This is a genomic window from Chryseobacterium sp. G0162 (genome assembly GCF_003815715.1).
GTDB lineage: Bacteria > Bacteroidota > Bacteroidia > Flavobacteriales > Weeksellaceae > Chryseobacterium.
Map to the genome: position 1 here is coordinate 488,729 of NZ_CP033922.1, position 23,319 is coordinate 512,047.

Genomic DNA, 23,319 nt, shown 5'->3' on the forward strand with positions numbered 1-23,319 from the left:
TTACTATTGTGTTGCTTTTATGATTGCTGCAGTAATCTGTTCCTCTTTCTTTTTTGCATAAGTAGAATCAAAAGGCTCCATGACATTGAATAAATACTGATAAAAAGGAGTGATCTGCTGAACATTTTCAGATTCTTTCATCGCTCTTTCTTTATCCATCTGTTGTAAATTTTTCACAAAAACATTAAACTTTTTATCCACCGGTTCCACCGATTTCAACAGATAGCCTTGAGCTTTTCCATTTTGGCCTAATGTTCTGTAGGCTTCTGTTACTCCGGAAACAACAAAAGCATATTCCATAGGTTTGGATCTCATTTGTCTTCTGGCGACAGCCCTAAACTTAGAAGAAAGATTCAGATAATAATCATATTCACTAAAAATTTCTTTTTTCAGATTTTCTGCCAATTGAATTCCTTTCTGTTCCTGCCCTGCCACGATATAAGCTGTAACAAGAGCACTTAATGAACGTGGATCATTGTATTTCTCCGCAGGTATTTCTTTGGCTGCCAGATTCAGTAATTCCAATGCTTTTTCTTTCTGTCCATTTGCTGCTAAAGCTAAAACAGCTCTGCTTACAGACGTCCTGTAATTTATAATATTGGAAGTAGCCGTTTCATCATAATAAACATTCAGGTCCTTAAAGTTACCCCATTTATAATTTTTCACCACTTGATAAAGAGAATCAGCATCCACTCTGCCTTTATCCCCATCCGGGCTTTGAGGAGTATGGATAGGAATCAGTCTGTAACTAAAACCATCGAACTGCAGGTAATCATCAAGGTAAAAAATATTTTCGCTATCATATATTCCTCCGGAAGAGAAGTTGATCGGACGCTTCCAATCAAAATTAGCCAGAATATCCAGCATAATAAGATGGCTTTTATAAAGAGTATTGGCTTCATATTTAATCATAATCTGATCTACTGTATTTGGGAGATCAGCCTGATTAATAATTCCAGACTTCACTGCATTTTCCTTATTGACAGGAAGAATGAATTGATGTACCGGAATGATATTGTATTTTTCATATTCTTTTTCCCCGAAATACATTTTCAGTAACTCATCTTTTGCCGGAGATTTATATTTCAGAAACTTAATCGCATCTTTTAAGGTCATTGAATCCTGAGTCAGAAATTTTCTGAATTCCTGAAATTCAGTTTCAGGAGCTCCCTGCTCTTTTAACATAGCAAACAATCCTTCCCAGTCTTCTTTTTTCATCAGATAAACCTGATCGTTGACGCCGTCTCTGTAATCCTCATGGGTTAATTCACCCGGAACTCCCATGGCATTATAAGTTTTTCTTTTTACCTGATCGATATTCCACGGAGTGGCAAGCATAGTGAAATTCACGGTTTTCACATCATCCCTTACCCTTTCTGTTTCCTGAATTCCCCAAACCGGATACGTATCATTATCAGCATAGGTAAAAATAATTCCGTTTTTAGGCAATGACACCAGGAAGGAATAGGCCGAATCATAAGCCGCTGACTTCTGGCTCCGATCATGTGGAACATAATTCTGGAACTCCATCATAAAAGGAATTCCTAACAAAACTATCCCGAATATCATATTTACTGCATCAGATTTTACTTTGGACTGAATAAACCATAGAACAGATCCGGCTCCCAACCCAATCCAGATGGCAAAGGCATAGAATGACCCTACCATTGCATAATCTCTTTCTCTGGGTTCAAACGGTTTAACGCCTGTATAGAAAACAATTCCGATACTGGTGACAATAAACAGGGAAAGAAGAGCATAGAACCTTCCAAAATCTCTGTTTAACTGAAAGAAGAAACCAATCAATCCCAAGATCAATGGCAGGAAAAAGAATTTCACAGTGCTCTCATTTTTAAATTTTGCAGGAATATTATCCTGATTCCCCAATAAAGCATTGTCAATAAAAGAAAAACCTGAAATCCAGTTTCCATGAGTATTTTCCAGGTGACCCTGAAAATCATTCTGTCTTCCTACAAAGTTCCACATCAGATATCTTACAAAATAATATCCGTTCTGAAAAGAAAAGAAATAATTCATATTCTGGCCCAATGAAGGTCTTTGCACATTAATAAGATCATAGGGTTTTACCTTCATATAATCTTCAACCGTAATGGAATCATCTTCATATTTGGCTCTTAGTTCATCAAAAATCTGTTTAGCCTGCGGATTATCTGCCACATCCTCATTATCATAGTTGAATGTAAAATCAGGAGCTCCGTACATCGAAATGTAATTCGCCATCACCTCCTTGTCCTCACTAAACATTCTGGGCATAAAGCTTATATGAGATTTATTGTATACATAATTAAACCTTTCCCCTGTTTTTCTATAAGTCTTAGTTTTTTCATCTTTTTCGTAGATATCTCCGGTTATTTTTCTTTTATAGCTTCCGTCTTCATTCTTTTCAAGCCCTTTTTTATCAAGAGCTGCTGTGTAATTTTGTCCGTAAACTGTAGGCCAATCCCCATACTGCTCCCTGTTGTAATAATCCTTCATCCCGATAGCTGTATCAGGATCATTAAGATTCATAGGCGGATTGGCATTTGCCCTGATGGGAATTACCAGCCAGCATGAAAAGCCTATTACCATATACACTACAGATAAAACTATGGTCTGATAGATATTTTTTTTTGTTTTTCTCGCATACGTAATCATCAGATAACAAAGTACTGCCATCAAAATAAAAGCGACGATCGTCCCGGAATGAAAAGGAAGCCCTAACCCATTGACAAAGAAGATTTCCAGTTGTCCGAACATCGTCATAATCAGCGGAAAAATAATTTTAAAGACAAATGCTAACACTCCAAGCGTTATCAGATTGGCCAAAATAAAACTCTTCCAGGTAAACGTATAGGTTCTGGCATAATACACCAGGCATATTGCAGGAATGGCCAGCATACACATCATATGAACTCCTACTGAAAGCCCTATAATAAAGAAGATAAGAACAATCCATCTTTCATTATCTGCTGCTTTATATTCGTTTTCCCATTTGGTAATCAGCCATACTAAAATTGCGATAAATAAAGAAGCCATTGAATAGACTTCTCCTTCTACCGCTGAAAACCAAAACGTATCTGAAAACATAAAACATAAAGCACCTATAGTTCCGGCAAACAGAATGGAAATTTCCTGATGCTTCGTAACATCTTCAAAATCCTTATGTAAAAGTCTTCTTAAAAAATGGGTAATAGTCCAAAACAGAAACAAAATCGTCAATGCACTGAAAAGCGCTGACATCGCATTAATCACAATAGAATAATTGCTGCTGTTTCCCAATGCAAAAATACTTGCCACAGCTCCTACAATTTGGAATAAAGCAGCTCCAGGAGCATGTGTTACTTCAAGTTTCGCCGCTGAAGAGATATATTCCCCGCAATCCCAAAAGCTCAGAAAATGCTCCATGGTGGAGAAATAAGTAATTAATGCAATAGCAAAAAGGAACCATCCCAGTACGGTGTTCCATTTTTTAAAAGACCAGTTTTTCATATTAATATTTTCCAATATTAATATGACAATTGGCAGGAAAGGAATATTACATCAAACTGTGAATTTTTCCATAAAATGATGAATCAGGATGAAAACTTAAAATAGTCTAATATGTATTATTCAATCCCCCATCCAAAGGAATATTAGCCCCGGTAAGATAAGAAGCATATTCTGAAGCCAGAAAAGCCACCAGATGACCATATTCTTCCGGTTTTCCGAATCGTTTCATTGGGATTTTACTTTCCCTGGTCTTTTTAATTTCTTCTACAGATGAATTCATTTTTTGAGCATCATGACTGATTAAATTCTGAATGCGTGCTGTATCAAAATATCCTGTTAAGATATTGTTCACTGTAATATGATGCTGGGCAACTTCGATGGATAAGGTTTTGGCCCAAGCCATTACTGCCGAACGGATAGAATTGGAAAGCGCCAGATTTCCGATGGGTTCTTTTACAGAGAGTGAAGAAACATTGATAATACGGCCGTTTTTCTGCTCAATCATATGAGGTAAAGCCAATAAAGTTGTTTCACAAACCGTTTTAAACAGAAGGTCAAAAGCTTTCTGATAATCTTCAACATTTTTTTCAAGGGCAAGCCCCGGTTCCGGACCATTGGTATTATTCACCAAAATATCTATGGAATGGGTTTTAAAATATCCTGCGATGATTTGTTTATAGCTTTCAAAATCAGAAAAATCAGCAACCAGATATTCATGTTTCTGATCCGGATGAACAGTCGGTAATGAAGCCATAAAATCTTTAAGTTTTGCTTCATTTCTAGCCATTATAGTCACATTAGCCCCACATTTTGCCAGTTCAATGGCAATTCCTGCTCCTATTCCCTGCGTAGCCCCTCCTACCAGAGCATTTTTTGAAAAAAGTTGAATATTCATACACTCTATCTGATTACAAATTATCTTATATAAAGGTAAGAAAAAAACCTCCAAAATACATTGGAGGCAACATTTTTAACCCTGCTGTGAAAATTACTTTACAACCGTGGCTTCTAACTCTACTTTTAAGGTTTCAAATAAACCATTCACCTCAAGCATAGTGACCGCCTGCTCAATATTGTGTTTTGCAATCCATTCCTGAAGAATAGGAAAATGAGGCCATAATTCCTGGGTTGAAGTGGTATAGATATTTAATCTTACAACTCCTTTACACGCATACCCTGCTGTGGTAATCACTTGTTCAAGATTAGCGATGGCTTGCTCCAGCTGGCTTTTCATATCCTTATTACTCGAGGTACCATCCGGATCAATGGCAGCCTGTCCTGAACAGTATAAAGTTGCTTCTGTGTTTTTGACTTCCACAGCTTGTGAATAACTGCGTGCTTCCTGCCATTTCCATGGGTTTACAATTCTTTTTTCCATTGTTGAATTTTGTTATACATTACTCTGCAAAATTGCAGAATAGGCATCTCAAAACTCTGTGACAGGAATCACGATTATTCAGTGACCGAAATCACATCTTATAAAGATAAACGGCTGAGTGTTTCGCGGGAAACGCCCAGATAAGCGGCAAGCAATGATTTGGGAACACGCTGAACAAGAGACGGATATTTTTCCAGGAGTTGTTCATATCGTTCTTTTATTCCGGTTGTCATGGTAGAAATAATGCGCTGTTGTGCTGAAATAAATCCCATATAGGCTTTTTCCAGAAAGAAATGCTCCATTTTAGGATGGATACTACATATCTTCCTATAATTTTCAAGGCTAAGGCACAATACTTCCGTATCTTCCACACATTCCAATGACATGGTGGCTTTCTGACTCAGATAATAGGCAGGGAAATCAGTTTCCCACCAATCTTCCATGGCAAACCCTACGATATGCTCCTTTCCGGCTTCATCCGTATAGACTAATTTCAAAAGTCCTTTCAACACAAAATAATTATAGGAAACCCACTCTCCTTCTTGTATTAAAAACTGATGCTTCTTGTATTTTTTATAGATAAAACAGGAAGATATATATTCAAACTCTTCTTCACTGAGAGGAAGTATTTTTTCGATATGGGTTCTTAAACGATCCGGCATATGCTATTTCTTAAAGTATAAAAGTACTATTTTTTCATAAAGGAAGTTTGTATATTAGTAGTAAATACACTGTAATGGACACCCATCAATATTTTGACATCATGATTAGCAAACTTCCTCCCATTAATGACAAGGCTATTTTAAATACCTTAGAAAACCAATATGAGGTTATTAATCTTGAGAAAGGGGAACCTTTAATTGCTTTTCAGTCTAACAACAGGAAAATATATTGTATTCTACAGGGAAGTTTTATCCGAAATATCATTACTTCGAGAGGGGAAGAGAAAACGGTTATGTTCCATACTGAATCTTTCTGCGAATTCTTCAAATCTTATGATTCGGTGTATTTTCATCAAAAAACCAATTATGAAATAAAAGCGAATGAAAAATCGGTAGTAATTGCGGTAGATTATGATTTCTTTTTTAATCTTATTCAAAATGATATAGAGCTCCTTCGTTTTTATACTCATAAAACTGAGGAACTTTTTCTGGCCATTGACCTTTTCCGGAATTTCCAATTGGGATTGACCAGTGAGGAGTACCTAAAATGGCTTTATGAGCATTACAATTTTCTGTTCCTTCGCTTTTCAGGTCAAAATATCGCCAGTTTTATGGGAATCACGAATGTATGGCTCAGCAGTCTGAAAGCCAAGATCACTTTTTAAATTACTTTAAACGAATTCTTTTTTCTGATTCTGAACTTTGTGGTGTTAATTTAAATCAGTAAAAAATGAAAACGTATCAAACCAATAAAGCTTGGAAACAATTGAACGAATTGCTTCCTGTTGATTTTCAGATTACAGACCACAATCTTCCCCTTGAAGAAGTATGGCAATGGAAAGGCAACAACATTCACCTTGACCGCTACCCTAATCCTACTGCTGAATACAGGATTTTTCTGCATCACGGGGTAGGAACCAACGGCCGGCAGATGAATATGATCTTCGGTCACCAGATGGCTGCACTTGGATATGAAGTAGTTGCTATTGATAATCTTGGGTATGGGATGACGGAAGTTAATCAAAAAGATATTACTTATGATGATTGGGTACATTGTTTCGCAGATTTTGTAAATTCTGAAACGAAGCGTGATTATAAAAAGCCTGTTCTTTACGGATTAAGCGCCGGAGGAATGGTGTGCTATAACTCGGCATGTTTTATGAATGAAGTCCATGGAATTATCGGAATGTGTTTCCTGAAAAATGATGATAAAACCGTTGGAAAAGAAACAGCAAAGTTCGGATGGGCTAATGGGTTTATGTTTCCCATGATGAATCTCCTGAATACAATAGGTTTTAAAAGATTTCAGTTGCCGATGAAAGCAGTTTCCAAAATGAATTTTCTTACCAATAATGAAAAGGCTTTGAAAATCTTTCTGAATGATGATGCATCAGCCGGTGCTAACGTTCAGATGCAGTTTTTATATGAATATATGAATTATCATTTGCCTATTCCTGTAACAGAGTTTAACAAATGTCCTATTCTGCTGACACAACCTGATAAAGACCGATGGACACCACTGCATTTGAGTCAACGATCGATGAAAGGCATTAAAGCTCCTTTTACAGTAAAATTATTAGAAAATGGTGGACATTATCCGATGGAAAAAACAGCTTTGGTGCAGCTTATTCAATATGCGGATGAGTTTATTACATCTTTGAAATAACTCATGAAGACAATCCACAAAAAAGCCTGTAATCTTGATTTACAGGCTTTTTAAAATTTTATCCGAGATACTTATGACTTTCGAGATTTTGTATAATTAAACCTTGTATTTCCTCCACCTCGTTTACGTATTACGCTCCATACAGATATAAGAAGATTTCTTTTTGTCATAAAATATTTCTACAAACGGTTCATCCTGTAATCCGATCTGAAAAAGAAACTCTAGGTCCTCGTTCCACTGCATAGGAACGTCATCTTCAGGCCAAGTCATTGCCCAACCGCCCTTATAGGCAAAAACATCATCATTGGAGTAAATAGGATGTGAATCTATCCAGATATCAGTATAGTCATCCGGAGCAAAAGCCATTAAGCTTGGCAGATCATCTCTATCTCCATCATTTTCAACAATCCATTGTTGGATTTCTTCATCTCCGTAATGCATCAATGTTTCAAATGGCGGGTAAATATCTGTTTCTTTTTCTGTTAAAGCTGTATAGGAGCTTAAGTCAACAGATTCTATATGAACTGGTACAAAGCTAAACTCATCCTGTTCTTCCATAAGTCCCATCCATTGATGTGAGTGCTTTACAATAAAACGAAGTGGTTCATCTTCATTAGTATAAGCTGTTTTTTCATCCGCATCATTCGCTGAAATAAACAATTTGGCTTTACGGACCATAGGCTGTGCCTTCTCCTTCAGTTGGTCTATATTCATAAGTAGTGAAATGGTGTTCAGTAATTTTCTTTCTATTCAAAAATAAGCCTTTTTATCGGGCTTTACAATCATTACTGGGAATTAAGATAGAAGTTACTTACAGCTATTTGAATGATTTATAAAATCTACTCAATAGACTCGTATAAAAGTAATAAAGCAGAAAACATCTCTACGAACACTTCAAGAACATCCTTCTTCCAGCCTCCAGCTTCCGTTCAAACTACTAAACTATAAAAGGGTAATTCTCTCCTAATTGGGGATGAATGGCATTCAGCGTATCATAAAAGTTTTGTCTGACAGGTTCTGAAACTTCATCATACTCATCTAAGTAAAAATCCAATTGTTGAACAATGAATGCCATCTGCAACCATTCTTCAAAACTGATATTCATGGGTTCTGATTTTTCATCATCATGATTATAAAAGAAAACAGTTCCGCTTCTATCCAGAAACCATCGATCTCCTTGCCCATTTCCTGCAAAACACCAAGAGTCTGACAGGGCATATTCTTTATTTTCATTAACCGCTTCAACAGCATTATATAGAATAGCTTCTGATGCGATCTCCGTTGTTTTGATTACAGAAACAAGCTTTTTATAATGTTCAGGAAAAGGAAAATCAATGATTTTAGGGAAATTCTGTACGTTCCCTTTTGCTTTTAAAATCTCAATTTCTATTTCTTCAATGGATCGTATTTTAAATGAAATCATCAGTAAGCTTTATTAGGGGTTTTCAGTTTACACTCAATTTTCAAATTATGCTGCTTCATCAGCTCTAAAAAAGCCTGGGTAACGAATTTGATTCCTTTATTTTCATTCTGAACAGCACTGAACAGCATATAATCTTCCTGTGGATGAAATGAAAGTAAGGTATACAAATTCATACTTCTAGTTACTCAAAGTGTTTATTGTCCTTTTTTATTTCAGTAAAGAATCAATTTGCTGGTAAAAAGAATCCTTGCTGTAATCTGCCACTCCGGTGTGATGAAGGCGGATTTCTCCTTTTTTATCCAGTACAACAGTAGTTGGCAACGAACCGTTATAAATTTCTCCCGGAATACTACCTGCAGGAATTATAAAAGGAACTGTAAATCCTTTTTCTTTTAAATAAGCTTTTCCCAAATCGGGGTTATCGTCAAGATTTATCGTGAGGAATATGATATTCGGATGGGTTTTGTATCGGTTATACAACTTTTCAATTGATGGAAACTCAGCCCGGCAGGGAGGACACCATGAGGCCCAGAAATTAATAAAGACCACTTTATCTTTCAGATCAAAGGGATCAATAAGCGTCCCATCTTCATTTTTTAGCATCAAACCTGTATAAGCTACAGCATTTCCTGGTTTCTTCACGGATTCAGAAATACTGGAATTGAGTATTCCTGTGGATGCGGCCTGTCTCATCAGCCATGCCTTCGCATCCGGATTTACCAATATGATAATGAACAAAACCGTTAATAGTAGAGTGGAAAGATTACTCATGACCCACTTTTTAAGATTATCCATACTCTTCATTGTTCTTTCCAGGCAAGATAAGTTTAATATTTGGATTAAGGAAGAGTAAAAATCTTTTACTATAACACCTCATTTGAATCAAAAAAAATTAAAATATTAAACAATTTTATTTATTTCTTCATTAAAAAATCAAATAAATGAATAAAAAACCATCATTTTATTCACTTACATTTTTTATTATCATAATTAGTTTTTCATTCAGTAAAAACACAACAACTTAACATCTAATCAATTTCCAATATCAAATTCTTACAATCTTTAGTATTAAAATCTCCAAAAACACTCATTAACAACACAAAAACCACAATTTTTTCACCAAAATGGGGATTTTGCCTGTAACTAATTCCTTATTCTTTCAACTAATCAACTGAAAACAATAACTCCGGTTCAATATAGAAGAGATCTACTACTTTAAAAAAAACTAATGCAAACATCTTTTTTCAAGATTACCGCAGCCACTGCTGCGCTCTGTTTCAGCACTCTGGTGATGGCCCAACAGCAATCCCGCTCCATAAGCGGAACAGTGAAAGATAAAAAAAACGGCGAATTACTGATTGGTGTAACGGTAAAAGTAAGCGATGATCCTTCGATTAACGTTGTAGCCAATGAATATGGATTTTACTCGCTATCAGTGCCGGAAGGGAGCCATACCATCATTATTTCTTATCCCGGTTACAAGGATTTTGAGCAACAAATCAACGTTGATCAGAACATGAAACTGGATATTCTTCTTAACCAGGAAGAGCAAAAATCCAATACGATAGATGAAGTAGTTGTTTCCGGGATTAAAAAGGATAAAAATCTTACCAGTGCCCAAATGGGAACTGAAACTTTAAATATCAAAAGTATAGAGAAACTTCCTGTTTTATTTGGTGAGAAGGACGTTATGAAAACCATACAGCTTCTGCCGGGTATTAAAAGTAACGGTGAAGGAAGCAGCGGCTTCAGTGTAAGAGGGGGTGCTACAGATCAAAACCTGATCCTTTTGGATGAAGCTCCGGTGTATAATGCGTCACATTTACTTGGGTTTTTCAGTACATTCAATAGTGATGCTTTGAAAGATGCCAGCATCATCAAAGGAAATAGCCCTGCTCAGTATGGAGGACGCCTTTCTTCAGTAATGGACGTGAAAATGAAGGATGGAAATAACAAAAATTATAATGTAAATGGTGGAATCGGACTGATTAGCAGCAGGCTGAGTGTGGAAGGGCCGATTCAGAAAGAAAAATCTTCTTTTATTGTATCCGGAAGAAGAACGTATGCCGATTTATTCCTTAAATCTTCTAAGGATTATAAAGACAATAAATTATATTTTTATGATCTTAATCTGAAAGCCAATTATCAGATCAATGAAAATAACCGTATTTATATTTCGGGATATTTCGGAAGAGATGTATTAGGATTGGGAGATACATTCAATACCGATTGGGGAAATACTACTGCAACATTACGATGGAACAGTATTATCAACAGTAAGCTTTTCTCCAATACATCTATTATCTACAGTAATTATGATTACAAGATTGGCCTGAAAAATAACGAGAGCGAATTTAATTTAAATTCAAAGATTCAGGACTGGAATCTTAAACAGGACTTTACCTGGTTTGCAGGAAACAAGCATTCTGTACGATTCGGGTTGCAGTCTATTTACCATACTTTGACACCAAGCAGTGCTTCCGGAACAATTGTGAATTCTTATTCAAGAAACCCAAGATATTCATGGGAAAATGCCCTGTACATCAATGATGATTTCAAAGCAACAGAAAAGCTTACCATTAATTACGGAATGCGACTTTCCTTCTTCAGTGTATTGGGTGGCGACACTTTCAATACTTACGAAAACGGAGAACTTATGGGAAGTCAATATTTAGAAAAAGGGAAATTCGGAAAAACGTATACCAACCTTGAGCCGCGTATTACAGCTAATTACCGCATTAATGAAGTAAGCAGTGTGAAAGGAGGATACTCCAGAAACACCCAAAACCTCCATCTTTTGAGCAACAGCAGCAGTGGAAATCCTACCGACCAATGGATTGGAAGCAGCTATTCGGTGAAGCCTGAAATTGCAGATCAGGTGAGTGTAGGCTACAGCAGAAATTTCAATAACAACAATTATGAATTGAATGCTGAAATTTATTATAAATCCATGCAAAACCAGATCGATTTCAAAAACGGAGCCCAGATTGGCTTCAGTACTGCAGCAGATGTAGAAGGTGAGTTATTGTTTGGTAAAGGAAGAGCTTACGGACTGGAACTTATTGCCAAAAAGAAAAGTGGAAAACTGACTGGTTGGATCTCTTATACCCTATCTAAAACTGAAAGAAAGATCGACGGAATTAATGACAATCAATGGTACAATGCCAGAATGGATAAGACCCATGATATTTCTATCGTTGCCACTTATCAGCTTAACCCAAAATGGACCCTTTCCGGGCTGTTTCTTTACAGCACAGGAAATGCAGTAACCTTCCCTGTTGGAAAATATGAACTGAACGGGCAGACGGTATTCCAGTATAACAGCAGAAATGCTGACAGAATGCCAGCATATCACAGAATGGATCTTAGTGCCACCTACGAACCGGAATCGAATAAGCGTTTCCGCGGATCATGGACATTCGGAATTTACAACTTGTATGGCCGTGAAAACGCCTACACCATTACTTTCGAAGACAATCCAAACAATCCGGGAACAACCCGCGCTATGCAGACTTCCCTATTCCGTTGGGTCCCTAATATCACTTACAATTTCAAATTTTAAATCATGAAAAAAGCATTCTTTATCATATTATCTGCCATTGCATTAACTTCTTGTGAAAAAGAGATTGATCTGGATCTGGCTGATCAAAGTGGAAACATTGTCATTGAAGGAAATATCACCGATAAAAATGGATCATATACCGTAAAAATTACCAAATCTGTTGGTTTTGCCCAACCTAACCAATATCCGGCTGTTACGGGAGCCCAGGTTATTCTAACTGATAATACAGGACAAACAGAAACACTGGAATATGCAGGAGGAGGAGAATACAAAACGAGTACTTTTCTTGGAGTACCAGGCAGAACATATACTCTTAAAGTTGTAGCAGAAGGAAAACAATATACTGCTCAAAGTACTATGCCTAAGGCCGTTGAACTGGAAGGTCTTGTACAGGATACTTTTATGTTCGGAAGTAAGAAGACCTATACTCTTCTACCTGTTTTTACAGATCCTGCTGAATTAGGTAACCGATATCTTTTCAGTTTTACCATCAATAATTTACCTAAAAAGTACATCAGTGTACTTTCTGATAATTTAAACAACGGATTACCCAATCAATGGACTTTGGGACTTCCTAATGATGATAATAAAGGTAGGGATCACGAAGTGATCGTTGGTGATGTTATTGATGTTGAAATGCAGTCTATTGACACCAATATATTCACATATTACAGTGCTCTTCTTAAGATCTCAGAAGGATATGGAGGCAGTGTTACCCCTGCTAACCCGCCAAGTAATATCAGTAATGGAGCTTTAGGATATTTCTCCGCACATACTGTAAGATCTATGGTTACACAGATTCAATAGATTTTCTATTATTACAATAATAACGGTTATTCCAGTGTATTGGAATAACCGTTTATTTTTTTACGAACTGGCGTAAAATTATTCTATCCCAGACGTTAAGGACTACAGTTCTAAATGAAATCCAATTTTCTAATCATTAGTGACATTTCAAAATCCTCCTGACATCCTGTTGTCATACTTCATACTTAATTTTGTACCCAATTAATGTAAATACAAGATTATATGAAATTAACATCACTAAGAATCATTACAAAAGACATCCAGCAATCAGTTATGTTTTATGAGAAAGCAGCAGGATGTACGGCTCAATGGTATACGGAAGATTTTGCTGAACTTAATACCCACTCTATTACGATAGCCATCGGAAGCACGCGTACCATGAAAATGTTTGGAGGAGAACATCTTACAGCATCTAAAGGTTTTACCAATACCATTATCGAGTTTTTAGTAGATGATGTTGATGGCGAATATGAAAACATTAAAAATCTGAGCCATCATATTGTACAGGAACCTACAACAATGCCTTGGGGGAATCGTTCTCTCCTTTTCTGCGATCCGGATGGGAATCTGATTAACTTTTTTACCCCTGTAAGCTCTGAAGCGATTCAAAAATTTAGATAAAATATAAAAGGCTGGGAAGCCGGAAGATGAAGGATGGAAGTTGCTTTTAGCTATTAATGAATAAAAGTAAATTGTAGCATTTAGCCAGAAAAGTGAAATGGTTTCCGGTTTTCTTTCCCTTTAAATAGAGATATATTCTTATTGATTTTATTTTTCCGATTGCGCTATTTTTCGTAAGTTGAAACTTCAAACCAATCCATGAAATATATTCTCCAGGCCTTTATTGGTCTTTTTCTCTTACAATCTTGTGAGTCAGATGAGTTAAAAGTAAGCTTTAAAACAATCGAAATCAATATTCCGGGAAGCTTAGGTCCTTCTTTAAAACATGGTTCAAAATATTACTGTTATTTTGAAAAAGACAATCCATTAGGTTCCAACACCATTGTAGATTTTTATATTCTGGATGAAAATGGAAAAACAGAAGCCCATATTCCTCCCCCACCCATTTTATTTTCAGATTATAACTTATCTGTAAAGAATGATACTGTTTTCACCACTCATTACAATAATTATTCTGCATTCTATCTTGATGAGAAAAAAAAGAAATGGATAAAAACCCCCAAGACACCGGATATTGTTTTTAAAGATAAAAACTATACAGTAGTCAGCAGTACTTCAAATATCGGGTGCTATAAAACGAGGTTCATAGATCATACAACACGACAGCAGTATGAAATCTACGCGGAAAACCCAATGATCAATCCATTGAACAATGCTTATTATATAACCTCTACAGATTATATTTTAAAAATTTCAGATCCAAGGAAAATGGAAATAGCAGGACAGTCAACTTCCAAGGATCATTATTGTACAACACAACATATTGACTCTTTGAAGGGAGCTGAAGTTCAATATAAAAATGAACTTCCCACCATGTACAAATTTTCTATATCGACATCATTTGTTGTAAAAAACCAACTGTATCACTTATATTCAGAAGATGGTACCACCAAAATTGCAGTTTTAAAAAACAAAGAACTCTTCCCTGTTTTTGAATTTAAAGACGATATTCGCCCTTACCGAAAACATTATGACGGTATGAGTTTTATTCCGGGGAATGAATATCAAACCCTTCGGTTTTCTACAAATAATCCCCATACTTATGGGTTGATTGAAATTGATAAGAATAAGTTCAATGTGATTACATTCAAAAATAAATATCGGGAACCTATACTGGGTGAGCCATACACAAAAGCCTGGGTTGAGAAAAATTTCATGGATTTTTATACCCATTTTAATACACTATCTATCAACCAAACCGATCGTATTGAAGAAAAAGAAAATGCATTGAACCTAACTCAACTTGGATTATATAATGGTTTCCCTACCGTGCCATCTGATGATTTCCCAACAGTGTATCAAAAAATTGAACGGAAGTATATTCATTTAATAACCTCCTATTATTATTCTCATCAAAACAAATCATTAAAACTTATTAAATTCGAATGGACACCACAATCCCATTCAACACTCTCCAATGAAGATGATATCAAGGTCCGGGAATCTCTTGACACCCAAAAGATATTTAAGAGCAAATATAACTGGCTTCATGCTTTTCTGAAACAGAAATTAGGAGAACCTATTTCTGAAACCACTAATGGCTCTTCCTATATGACTGCTAAGTGGGAAAACGGAACACAAAATATTGAATTGTCTTATTATAACACCACCACCCTTACTTTGTACAAAAAACAAAAGAATTAATTATACTATTTTCTTACTTATAATTTTTTCACCCCATACTCATAAAAAAAGGAGGCATTTATTGCCTCCCTTTTCTTTTGTACTCGTAACCCGACCTTGAATTTCTTTATATTTATTTGTGTTTTTTTCTTATCATTTGGTTTTTTTCAAGAAATCCACGTGTAAGGTCATTCATACACTTCTATATTAATTTCATCACTTGCTATCCCTCTTCATCACTTGTGTCCTATATAACTATTGTGTTTTATATAATTATAGTTTATTATTTTTACAGTTATTTCATTTTACCCGTTATTATGAAGTGAAAAAACTAAAAAAAGCAATTACATTTCATTTGGTAAATTTTATACTACAAAGTAACGACATCGCAGGATAATATCATCTATAAAACCCATAGATACATTTCCGATGCGATATAGATATTTATCGATAAAACAAGTTGAACACTTAAGAAGCGTAGAATAGACCGTAATAAATCTATATTTTGTGATGTATTTTGATAAGATCAATCAGCTCTACAATATTTTCTATTTTCAGCTTTTCAAAGATATTTTTTTTGATTGTACTTACCGTATTTTGCTTTATATTTAAATTATTCGCAATTTCCAGATTTCCATATCCTTCGGCATACAGTTCTGCAATCTGCAGTTCTCTTTTGGTTAAGCTGCTCAGTGGGCTTATTACATTAGGGTCGTAGATAAATTGTACCAATAAATTTCTTGTCAGATCAGAAAAATACTCTCCTTTTTGAATAAACTGAGAAACGGCATCTCTTACTTCTTCCTCTTCACTTAGTTTACTCAGATAACCATTGGCTCCTGCTTTTATAAACTTGAGTGCATACAGGTCTTCTTCAAGTCCTGTAAAAATAAGAATCTTGAGATCCGGATTTGCACTTTTCATTTGTGGTAAAATATGCAGACTGTTTCCTTCGGGAAAATGGGCATCAATAATGGCCATTTCAATTTCCTTTGTCTCTATCAGCTCTACGGCTTGCTGTAAAGAAGAAGTATGGTATACTTTAGCATTAGGAGCAATATCACTAATAACGATCTCCATTCCCTGTCTTACGATACTGTGATCATCTGCTAAAAGGAATATGATTTCCCTGTTTTCAATTGGCATTTCCATTATTTATTATTGATATTTAAATTGATTCTGAATGTCACCTGCGTTCCTTTATGTAACTTACTGGAAACCGAAATCTCTCCATCAAACAATTCTACAATTTCCTTAACAAGGTTCAGCCCTAATCCTACACCTAGATTATCTACCTCATCTGAAACGGTTCCCTGATAATAAGGATCAAAAATCTTTTTCAGATCAGATTCCGAGATTCCTACTCCGGTATCTCCTACTGTTGTAATCAAGGTAATTTTATCATTTCCTAAAGGTTCCGTCGTCATGACAAGATCTACCTTCCCGTTTTCTGTATACTTATTCGCATTGCCCAGAATATTCATAAAAATCTGGTTAATTCTGATATTGTCTGAAAATACAACAACTCCTTCAGGAATTCTGTCTGTTACGGCAAACTTATTGTTCCGGGTTTCCAGATAAGGAGAAATAACCTTTACAATAGAACCGATTTCCTCTTTAAGATTAAAGACAGACTTAATCAGTTTCTTCTCGGCATCCTGATTCTTTGTGTACTCCAGGATCTGGTTAGATTGCAGAAGCAGCGTGCTGTTGGTAAATTTAATCGACTTTAGATAATCTTTGATTGTCTCATCACTTGTTGATCTGTAAATCTTATCAATAAAAATATTAATGATCTTCAGCGGAGATCTTAAATCGTGGCTTAGCATCCCCAATATTCTGTTCTTGAAATTCAGATTATTTTTAATTTCTTTATTGGCAGCATCAAGTTTCCTTTCATAGATGAAGGCAACCCTTGTAAAGTACATAATCAGAATGGATACAATGAACATTAAAACCATTAGCCCAAGCACAAGATATCTTCTGATTTTATTATTGTCGGAGCTTTGCTTGGTATATTCTTTTTCAAGTTCAGATTTGAAATCTTTAATGGCATTTTCATACACATCAATCAAACTATTACTGTATACCAATAGTTTACTGAAATTGCTGTAAAACTGTATATTTTCATGCTGATTTTTGATCGCATATTGCTGCGCTTTCTTTACTTCCGCTGCATAATGTTTATCCATCGACTTTAAAGCCTTATCCATTTCAGTCTTTACATTGGAAATGTCTATGGTTTTATTATTCGTTAAAGTAATAACTGTACTTTCTTTCTGAATATTTACTTTTCCTGTGATAGCATCTTTCAAACGCCCCATGAAACCTTTCTTCTTGATCGTATCAGCATAGGTATGGGTCTGAACATTGAGATTTTCAAAGTCATTCTTATATTTTGCCGGCTCATACTGCTTATCCTCAATTTTTGTAGGGGGCTTCAAAGAAGTTTCGTATACAGAATCTATAAGGGATTTCAGCTTAGTTACCTTCAGGGTATCCATTTTCTTCTGGGCCAGGGTCTTTTTCAATCTTGGGCTTGTATTTTCATACTCCCCAATCTTATCAAAATTCTTTTTAAGCTTCCTCAATGATTCAAAATAAAGCTGCAGATCCTTATTATCCTGGCTCACCATGTATCTTTGAAGATGCTTCTGTGCATCTATGAAATCTTTTCTTGAATTATCGGTTAGTCCACCCAGAGCCCTGCTTTCCTCCAGCTGCGTCTTGATAAACTGCAACTTTTTCTCATTTACAAACTCATTGTAAAAAAATACTCCTATAATTACCTGTATTAACAAGATACATATAATCAACGAGTAATGAACAACCTTCCTCAATTTAAAATTTAAGAATTTATATTTCATATCTACTGCCAGGTAAATTAACCTTCTGTTTTTCTTAAGCCTCTTTTATTAGTCTTAAACAATATAATATTATTAATAAAAACTTAATAATCATCATATATTGTTCAATTAGCAAAGTTAAATTAATTTTCGTCTACTTAATAATATAAAATTTCTGATAAAAACAGGCAATTCAAGATCTAATTTACATCAAAAAGCCTATAAAACCTAAGCTTTTCATTAATGTAATTATTTTTTTTAGAATAGATGTAAAAAAAACACCCCTATCAAAAATATTTTGAGAGATGTTTTCATAGGGATTGGGACCTACAAATAATGGACAGAATTTTTAATAATTTAGGATTATTAAAGGGGTTTGAATTTCATCTTTTCATACGACATTCAACAACGTAGAATCTTTCTCACCAGCATCTTATTACTCCTCAGCCCATTTACGAAAAGCTGCAGAATTTCCCTGGCTTGTAATCAGATGATTTTGAAATCCTTTCATCTGGATAGCCAATGTATTCTTATTATACCGTTCCACTCTTTCAACATGTTGTTTGTGGACAAGCTGACTGCGGTTGATTCTGAAAAATTCTGAGGGATTGAGAAGTGCTTCTATATCCTTCAACGTAGATTCATTCAGTAAATGCTTCTTACCGAATATATCAACAGCGAAGATAATCCCCTCATCCGCTTCAAAAAAGACAATATCTTTCGTATTCAGAAAGTAAATCCCCCCATGAGAGTTGACTGTAAAACGTTTTTTAGACTCTTTCTCCAGTTGATTATTGCTTAGTAGCTGTTGAAGCTTAGTCAGTACCTCATTTTCTTTAAAATCTGATTTTTTAAACATTAAGAATTTATCCCACGCTTTTTTAAAACGGTCCTGAGTAAAGGGTTTTAAGAGATATTCAATCCCGTTGCTTTCAAACGCGTTCATCCAGAACTGATCGTATGCTGTGATAAAAATAATCGGGCAGGTAATACTGATCTGATCATAGATCTCAAAAGCATTTCCATCCAAAAGCTCAATATCTGAAAAAATCAGATCCATTGCTGAATTTTTCAGGACCTCCACGGCTGCTTCTACCGTATCAATTTCAGCGACCAGCTCCACTGGCAACTCCAACTCACTGATAAAGCGCTTTAATTTATTTCTGGCAGGGATTTCATCTTCAATAATAACAACTTTTATCATATTTTATTCCGGGATTATAGGAATTATAGCCGTGAATTCTGTTTCTGTTTTTACAATCTCCAATTTTTGATCGGTCAGTACCAAGTATTGTTCTTTAAGGTTATTCAAAGCTCTTCCTGAGATCCTTTTGACGCTTCGTTTAGGAATTATATTGTTAGTTACAGTGATACCATTTCTTACAGAAATAGTAATAAGAACAGGATTAGATTGACTTCCCAGATTATGCTTAACTGCATTTTCCAACAATATCTGCAGAGAAAGCGGAACTATATTTCCTGCTATATTTTCATGATCTATTTGCAATGCATAGGCATTTTCATATTTGTACCATATCAGGTTAAAATATTTTTCAACGAAAGCCAATTCTTCCTTTATTGAAACTAGCTTTTTATCAGAAGCCTCCAAAACATACCGGTAGATTTCTGCAAATTCATTTAGAAAATCGGAAGCCTTATGCTTATCTTCTTCTATCAACTGATCCAAAATATTAAGGTTATTGAACAGAAAATGAGGATTAAGCTGGGTCTTCAGCTGATTGATCTTATTTTCGGACAACGCATGCTCATACAATAACAGCTGTTTCTGGTACACCACATTCTTTTTATAATAATGATAAGCCAGAAAAAAACTTCCATAGATAAATCCGTCTATCAGATCAGAAAAGATGGAAAAAATAAGTGTTTCCCTGTTAAAGTTTCTCTCAACAGTTCCAAATACCAGTGCAATCAGAAAACCTACCATTTTCATCACCAAAAGGTAAACGAGGAGTGAGGAACTGAATATCTTAAGAATTTCTTTTATCTTGAAAGTAGATGACCTCTGCCAGTTTTTAATAAAGAAATCAATCACAAAAAACAGGATACAAGCACTCACAAAGTTAGCGACAGCCGCTTCAGGTGTAAAAATATATTGATTCAGCGTTCCTCTGATAGCAATCCGTACATGAATAGACTGTACATAGGCAAACAAAAGAACAAACAGCAGAAAGTATCTGTTTTGATGAATTTGTTTTGAAATGTTTTTCATACAGCTATCAGTTATCTTTCACAAAAATAGCCCTATATTTTTTACAGGGCTGATTCTTACTCATTATTTTTTCTTTTCCGGAAATGAAGCGGTAATATTTCCTTTATCATCCATAAAATCCAGCTTGGCTTCATTATTTTTATCTACACAGAATCTGGCACGCGGCAATCCTTTGTTATCAAATAAAAACAGTCCATTATTTTCATCTTTCGTCTTTCCCAACATCATACGAGGCGCTCCTCCAATGAGTTCCTGACTCTCATATTCTTTATATTTTTTCTGAAAAGCTTCAGGATTATTTTCCAGCTTATCCAGCTCTTGCATAATTTCGCCTGTTCTAATTTGAGATTCCTTTGAAGGGCGATCATTGAAATAAAGCCCGCTGGATACTACTCTTTTATCACCTTTCTTATAATCCTGTGTCAACAATTGCATCACCTGATCTCCATCATATTGATCATAAGTGAGAGATAATCCTGAGCTGTGCCCGTTTTTATTTTTCTGTCCATCATAAATAAAACCACCACATTCAATTCCTTCTTCATTGAAGAAAAGCATTCCGGAACGCTTCTTCCTTGTTGTATTGGGAGCACTTCCATTTACTTTTTCTTCTCCTGTTGGAAATCGGTCTACATTGGTAATAATCATTTTTACAGTTCCGTCTTTTTCCACCACGTTGATTCTTTCCACATCAATTTCTGCAAATTTCTGATGCCCATCTGCTTTGAAAGCTGAAGCGGTTAAGAAAATGATTCCAATGGCTGCTGTAAAAGCAAATGTTCTTAAAAAAATTAATTCTCGGTTCATGATAGTATATTGCTATTGTTTTTGTTTTAATAAATCAAAGCTATTGCAACCACACAGCTTACACAATGAAAAAACAATGAACCAATGAAATAAAGAAATGAATAAAGGAATTTAGGGAATAAATAAAAAGCTCCGACTTATTTTCATACATCGGAGCTTTGTTTTATTGTTAGAATGGTTTACAGATTAACGTTATCTAAAAGATTTTTCAGTTCTTCAAGGGAGATATTATCCCCGGAAGCCACTACTCCATATCTGTTTCCTTCCAAATATTGAATACTTGTCATTTTATCATTTTCATACATACTGTGGTCAAAGTAAACGAACCAGCCTTTATAATTTTTAATGTTGGTTTTATCACCTGGCTCTTCAATTGATTTGAGTTCAAGATAACTTAAAAGACTTCCTTTAACCTGCTCTGCTCCGGCTCCGGCACCATCTGTTACCATTAAATAAACACTTTGAGATCCTTTTGCATAATTTGCCGTAGCATAAGAACCCGTTTCTTTGTCTTCAAAAGCAGTAACTTCAGTAAGCTTAAATCCGTTAATTTCTTTTTTAAATTTACTTTTAAAATCATTTGAACTGATAGGTTTCAGTTTCTTCAGATCTTTAGCCAGTTTCTCAACTTTTATAGAATCAGAATCATTCTGTATCATTTCTATCTCTTTTTCCAATGGCTGACTGGCAAAAACAAGATTAGATCCTAAAGTACATGTGAGTGCAACACTTAAAATACCTGCTCCCAGATAAGATAATTTCATAAATAATTAATTTTTTTTAGTCCCACAGGCATTGCAAAAAATACACCAAATGAAAACTCTTAGATCAAATTCTATTTCTTATGTTTTTTCTCTCAAAATACAGAATCATTTCCTCTCAAAACCGGATAAACAGGAGCAAATAAAGAATTAGCAGAATCATTTTATAGGAATTAACAAAAATAACTATTCTGATTTTTAGTTGATTATTAAGTTTTGTTAAAATTTGTATGAAAAAAGTTTTGTGGGAATTAAAAATCGTCCTATATTTGCACCACTGAAAACAACGATACAATCGGAGTTGAAGGAGAGTTGGCAGAGTGGTCGATTGCGGCAGTCTTGAAAACTGTTGACTGTAACAGGTCCGGGGGTTCGAATCCCTCACTCTCCGCAAGATGTGAAAACGAAAGTTTTCAAAAAGCATCAAAAAATAGATAAATCCTGCAAAATCAATGATTTGCAGGATTTTTTTGTTATAGCAAATGCTGTAATTTCCAAAAATACTCCAAAAGTTTGTGGCAATTATGTGGCAATTTTTAAATACATGACAAATTGCCACAAAAATAGAATACAAAACACCATAAAAACACTTTTAATTAATTTATAATGAACGTGTTGCAAATCTAAACATCTTAATTTGAATGACTTTTAGCTTGACATTTAACCCTTAAAAATGTTGAATTATGTTAGTCGAACAAAGCTATGGGCTCACCTTCTTTTTAAAGAGCTCGAAAAATGAAAAGATTCGCCACATTTATGTGCGGATAACAGTCGATGGTATTCCAAAAGAAACCTCTACCAAAAGAAAATGGTATCCCGACAGGTGGGATCAAAAGGAAGGCAAAGCTATTGGGACGAAAGAAGATGCCAAAACACTCAATACTTTCCTGGAATCATAGTAGGCCATTAAAAAAGTGTTGGATTGTGTTTTTATAATAGGCTTATTGTTAGCTGTGCAGTAAAGGAGATTCCCTTTAAACATAAAAAATAAAAACAAATGGCGCTTACGGGGAATGTTGAAAGGAATATAAGCAGGTTTTGATACTTTAAGATGCGCTAGGTCAATAAAAAATGGCTTATTGATTACCCTCTGGCTAGAAAGATGCACATTTTCTGATACGTAGTTTTTCTTTTCATCGGCAAATGACAATTCATATTTACACCAGTCAGGTAGGTGGCTAGGCCCTTTTAATGGGCCGCTTATACTTAATTCCAAGGTATATGGCGCTTCCATCAGATCTAGTTAATTGTGATTTGCTTGTATTCATTATGTTAAAATTAAAACAAATAATTTGAATGTCAGTAATTAAGCTTAATTAATTCTCTGAATGGTGTAAAATTTATTTTGCTTTACAGATCTTTTTTACTAGTTAGCCTAATAACT

General features: G+C 35.1%; 21 protein-coding genes and 1 tRNA gene. 8 read left to right on the plus strand and 14 right to left on the minus strand.

What is annotated here, in order from left to right:
* Positions 1–3 precede the first annotated feature (3 nt).
* The 4 genes from EG344_RS02360 to EG344_RS02375 all read right to left on the minus strand — a co-directional run bounded on the left by EG344_RS02360 (position 4) and on the right by EG344_RS02375 (position 5,529).
* Positions 4–3,489, minus strand: coding sequence for a DUF2723 domain-containing protein (locus tag EG344_RS02360; RefSeq protein WP_123908104.1), 3,486 nt, complete (start codon positions 3,487–3,489; stop codon positions 4–6).
* 106 nt (positions 3,490–3,595) lie between these two features.
* On the minus strand, positions 3,596–4,384 hold the full coding sequence (locus EG344_RS02365) for an SDR family oxidoreductase (protein ID WP_123860296.1): 789 nt from the start codon (positions 4,382–4,384) through the stop codon (positions 3,596–3,598).
* Positions 4,385–4,477: 93 nt separating this feature from the next.
* Positions 4,478–4,867: a RidA family protein gene (locus EG344_RS02370; RefSeq protein WP_123908105.1), complete on the minus strand. Its 390-nt coding sequence runs from the start codon at positions 4,865–4,867 to the stop codon at positions 4,478–4,480.
* Positions 4,868–4,965: 98 nt separating this feature from the next.
* A complete protein-coding gene (locus EG344_RS02375) occupies positions 4,966–5,529 on the minus strand; it encodes a Crp/Fnr family transcriptional regulator (RefSeq protein WP_123908106.1) in 564 nt (187 codons plus the stop codon).
* Between the two features lie 74 nt (positions 5,530–5,603).
* Here EG344_RS02375 and EG344_RS02380 point away from each other — a divergent pair, with 74 nt between their 5' ends.
* On the plus strand, positions 5,604–6,194 hold the full coding sequence (locus EG344_RS02380; RefSeq protein ID WP_123908107.1) for a Crp/Fnr family transcriptional regulator: 591 nt from the start codon (positions 5,604–5,606) through the stop codon (positions 6,192–6,194).
* 65 nt (positions 6,195–6,259) lie between these two features.
* Entirely contained in the window at positions 6,260–7,195 is a 936-nt protein-coding gene (locus EG344_RS02385; protein ID WP_123908108.1) for an alpha/beta hydrolase, read from the plus strand.
* Between the two features lie 123 nt (positions 7,196–7,318).
* On the opposite strand, the gene EG344_RS02390 is transcribed toward EG344_RS02385, so the two are convergent.
* The 4 genes from EG344_RS02390 to EG344_RS02400 form a co-directional block, all read right to left on the minus strand.
* Positions 7,319–7,909 (minus strand): hypothetical protein, encoded by a 591-nt coding sequence (locus EG344_RS02390; RefSeq protein WP_123908109.1) that lies wholly within the window; start codon positions 7,907–7,909, stop codon positions 7,319–7,321.
* 223 nt (positions 7,910–8,132) lie between these two features.
* The gene (locus EG344_RS02395) at positions 8,133–8,618 is read right to left on the minus strand and encodes an SMI1/KNR4 family protein (protein WP_123908110.1); all 486 of its coding nucleotides are present in this window, start codon (positions 8,616–8,618) and stop codon (positions 8,133–8,135) included.
* Entirely contained in the window at positions 8,618–8,791 is a 174-nt protein-coding gene (locus tag EG344_RS23720) for a hypothetical protein (protein WP_164464374.1), read from the minus strand. Before EG344_RS23720 ends, EG344_RS02395 begins: the two co-directional genes overlap by 1 nt.
* Before the next feature lie 34 nt (positions 8,792–8,825).
* Complete coding sequence (locus tag EG344_RS02400; protein WP_228412842.1) at positions 8,826–9,389, minus strand: TlpA family protein disulfide reductase; 564 nt, start codon at positions 9,387–9,389, stop codon at positions 8,826–8,828.
* 457 nt (positions 9,390–9,846) lie between these two features.
* Here EG344_RS02400 and EG344_RS02405 point away from each other — a divergent pair, with 457 nt between their 5' ends.
* The 4 genes from EG344_RS02405 to EG344_RS02420 all read left to right on the plus strand — a co-directional run bounded on the left by EG344_RS02405 (position 9,847) and on the right by EG344_RS02420 (position 15,312).
* On the plus strand, positions 9,847–12,180 hold the full coding sequence (locus EG344_RS02405; RefSeq protein WP_123908112.1) for a TonB-dependent receptor: 2,334 nt from the start codon (positions 9,847–9,849) through the stop codon (positions 12,178–12,180).
* A 3-nt stretch (positions 12,181–12,183) separates the two neighbouring features.
* Positions 12,184–12,987 (plus strand): DUF4249 domain-containing protein, encoded by an 804-nt coding sequence (locus tag EG344_RS02410; protein ID WP_123908113.1) that lies wholly within the window; start codon positions 12,184–12,186, stop codon positions 12,985–12,987.
* A 222-nt stretch (positions 12,988–13,209) separates the two neighbouring features.
* Complete coding sequence (locus EG344_RS02415) at positions 13,210–13,608, plus strand: VOC family protein (RefSeq protein WP_123908114.1); 399 nt, start codon at positions 13,210–13,212, stop codon at positions 13,606–13,608.
* Positions 13,609–13,806: 198 nt separating this feature from the next.
* Positions 13,807–15,312 carry a hypothetical protein gene (locus tag EG344_RS02420; protein ID WP_123908115.1) on the plus strand — a complete coding sequence of 502 codons (1,506 nt, stop codon included), beginning with the start codon at positions 13,807–13,809 and terminating at the stop codon, positions 15,310–15,312.
* Between the two features lie 477 nt (positions 15,313–15,789).
* On the opposite strand, the gene EG344_RS02425 is transcribed toward EG344_RS02420, so the two are convergent.
* From EG344_RS02425 to EG344_RS02450, 6 genes are all read right to left on the minus strand, one after another.
* Entirely contained in the window at positions 15,790–16,437 is a 648-nt protein-coding gene (locus EG344_RS02425; protein WP_228412843.1) for a response regulator transcription factor, read from the minus strand.
* A gap of 5 nt (positions 16,438–16,442) precedes the next feature.
* Positions 16,443–18,032, minus strand: a complete 1,590-nt coding sequence (locus EG344_RS02430) for a sensor histidine kinase (protein WP_228412844.1) — start codon at positions 18,030–18,032, stop codon at positions 16,443–16,445.
* 541 nt (positions 18,033–18,573) lie between these two features.
* Positions 18,574–19,341, minus strand: a complete 768-nt coding sequence (locus EG344_RS02435; RefSeq protein ID WP_123908118.1) for a LytR/AlgR family response regulator transcription factor — start codon at positions 19,339–19,341, stop codon at positions 18,574–18,576.
* Positions 19,342–19,344: 3 nt separating this feature from the next.
* Complete coding sequence (locus EG344_RS02440; protein WP_123908119.1) at positions 19,345–20,367, minus strand: sensor histidine kinase; 1,023 nt, start codon at positions 20,365–20,367, stop codon at positions 19,345–19,347.
* 63 nt (positions 20,368–20,430) lie between these two features.
* Entirely contained in the window at positions 20,431–21,174 is a 744-nt protein-coding gene (locus tag EG344_RS02445) for a hypothetical protein (protein WP_123908120.1), read from the minus strand.
* 179 nt (positions 21,175–21,353) lie between these two features.
* Positions 21,354–21,938 carry a hypothetical protein gene (locus tag EG344_RS02450; RefSeq protein ID WP_123908121.1) on the minus strand — a complete coding sequence of 195 codons (585 nt, stop codon included), beginning with the start codon at positions 21,936–21,938 and terminating at the stop codon, positions 21,354–21,356.
* 303 nt (positions 21,939–22,241) lie between these two features.
* Here EG344_RS02450 and EG344_RS02455 point away from each other — a divergent pair.
* Positions 22,242–22,326 (plus strand) — tRNA-Ser (locus EG344_RS02455).
* A 292-nt stretch (positions 22,327–22,618) separates the two neighbouring features.
* Positions 22,619–22,834, plus strand: coding sequence for an Arm DNA-binding domain-containing protein (locus EG344_RS02460; RefSeq protein ID WP_123908122.1), 216 nt, complete (start codon positions 22,619–22,621; stop codon positions 22,832–22,834).
* The last annotated feature ends 485 nt before the right edge of the window (positions 22,835–23,319 follow it).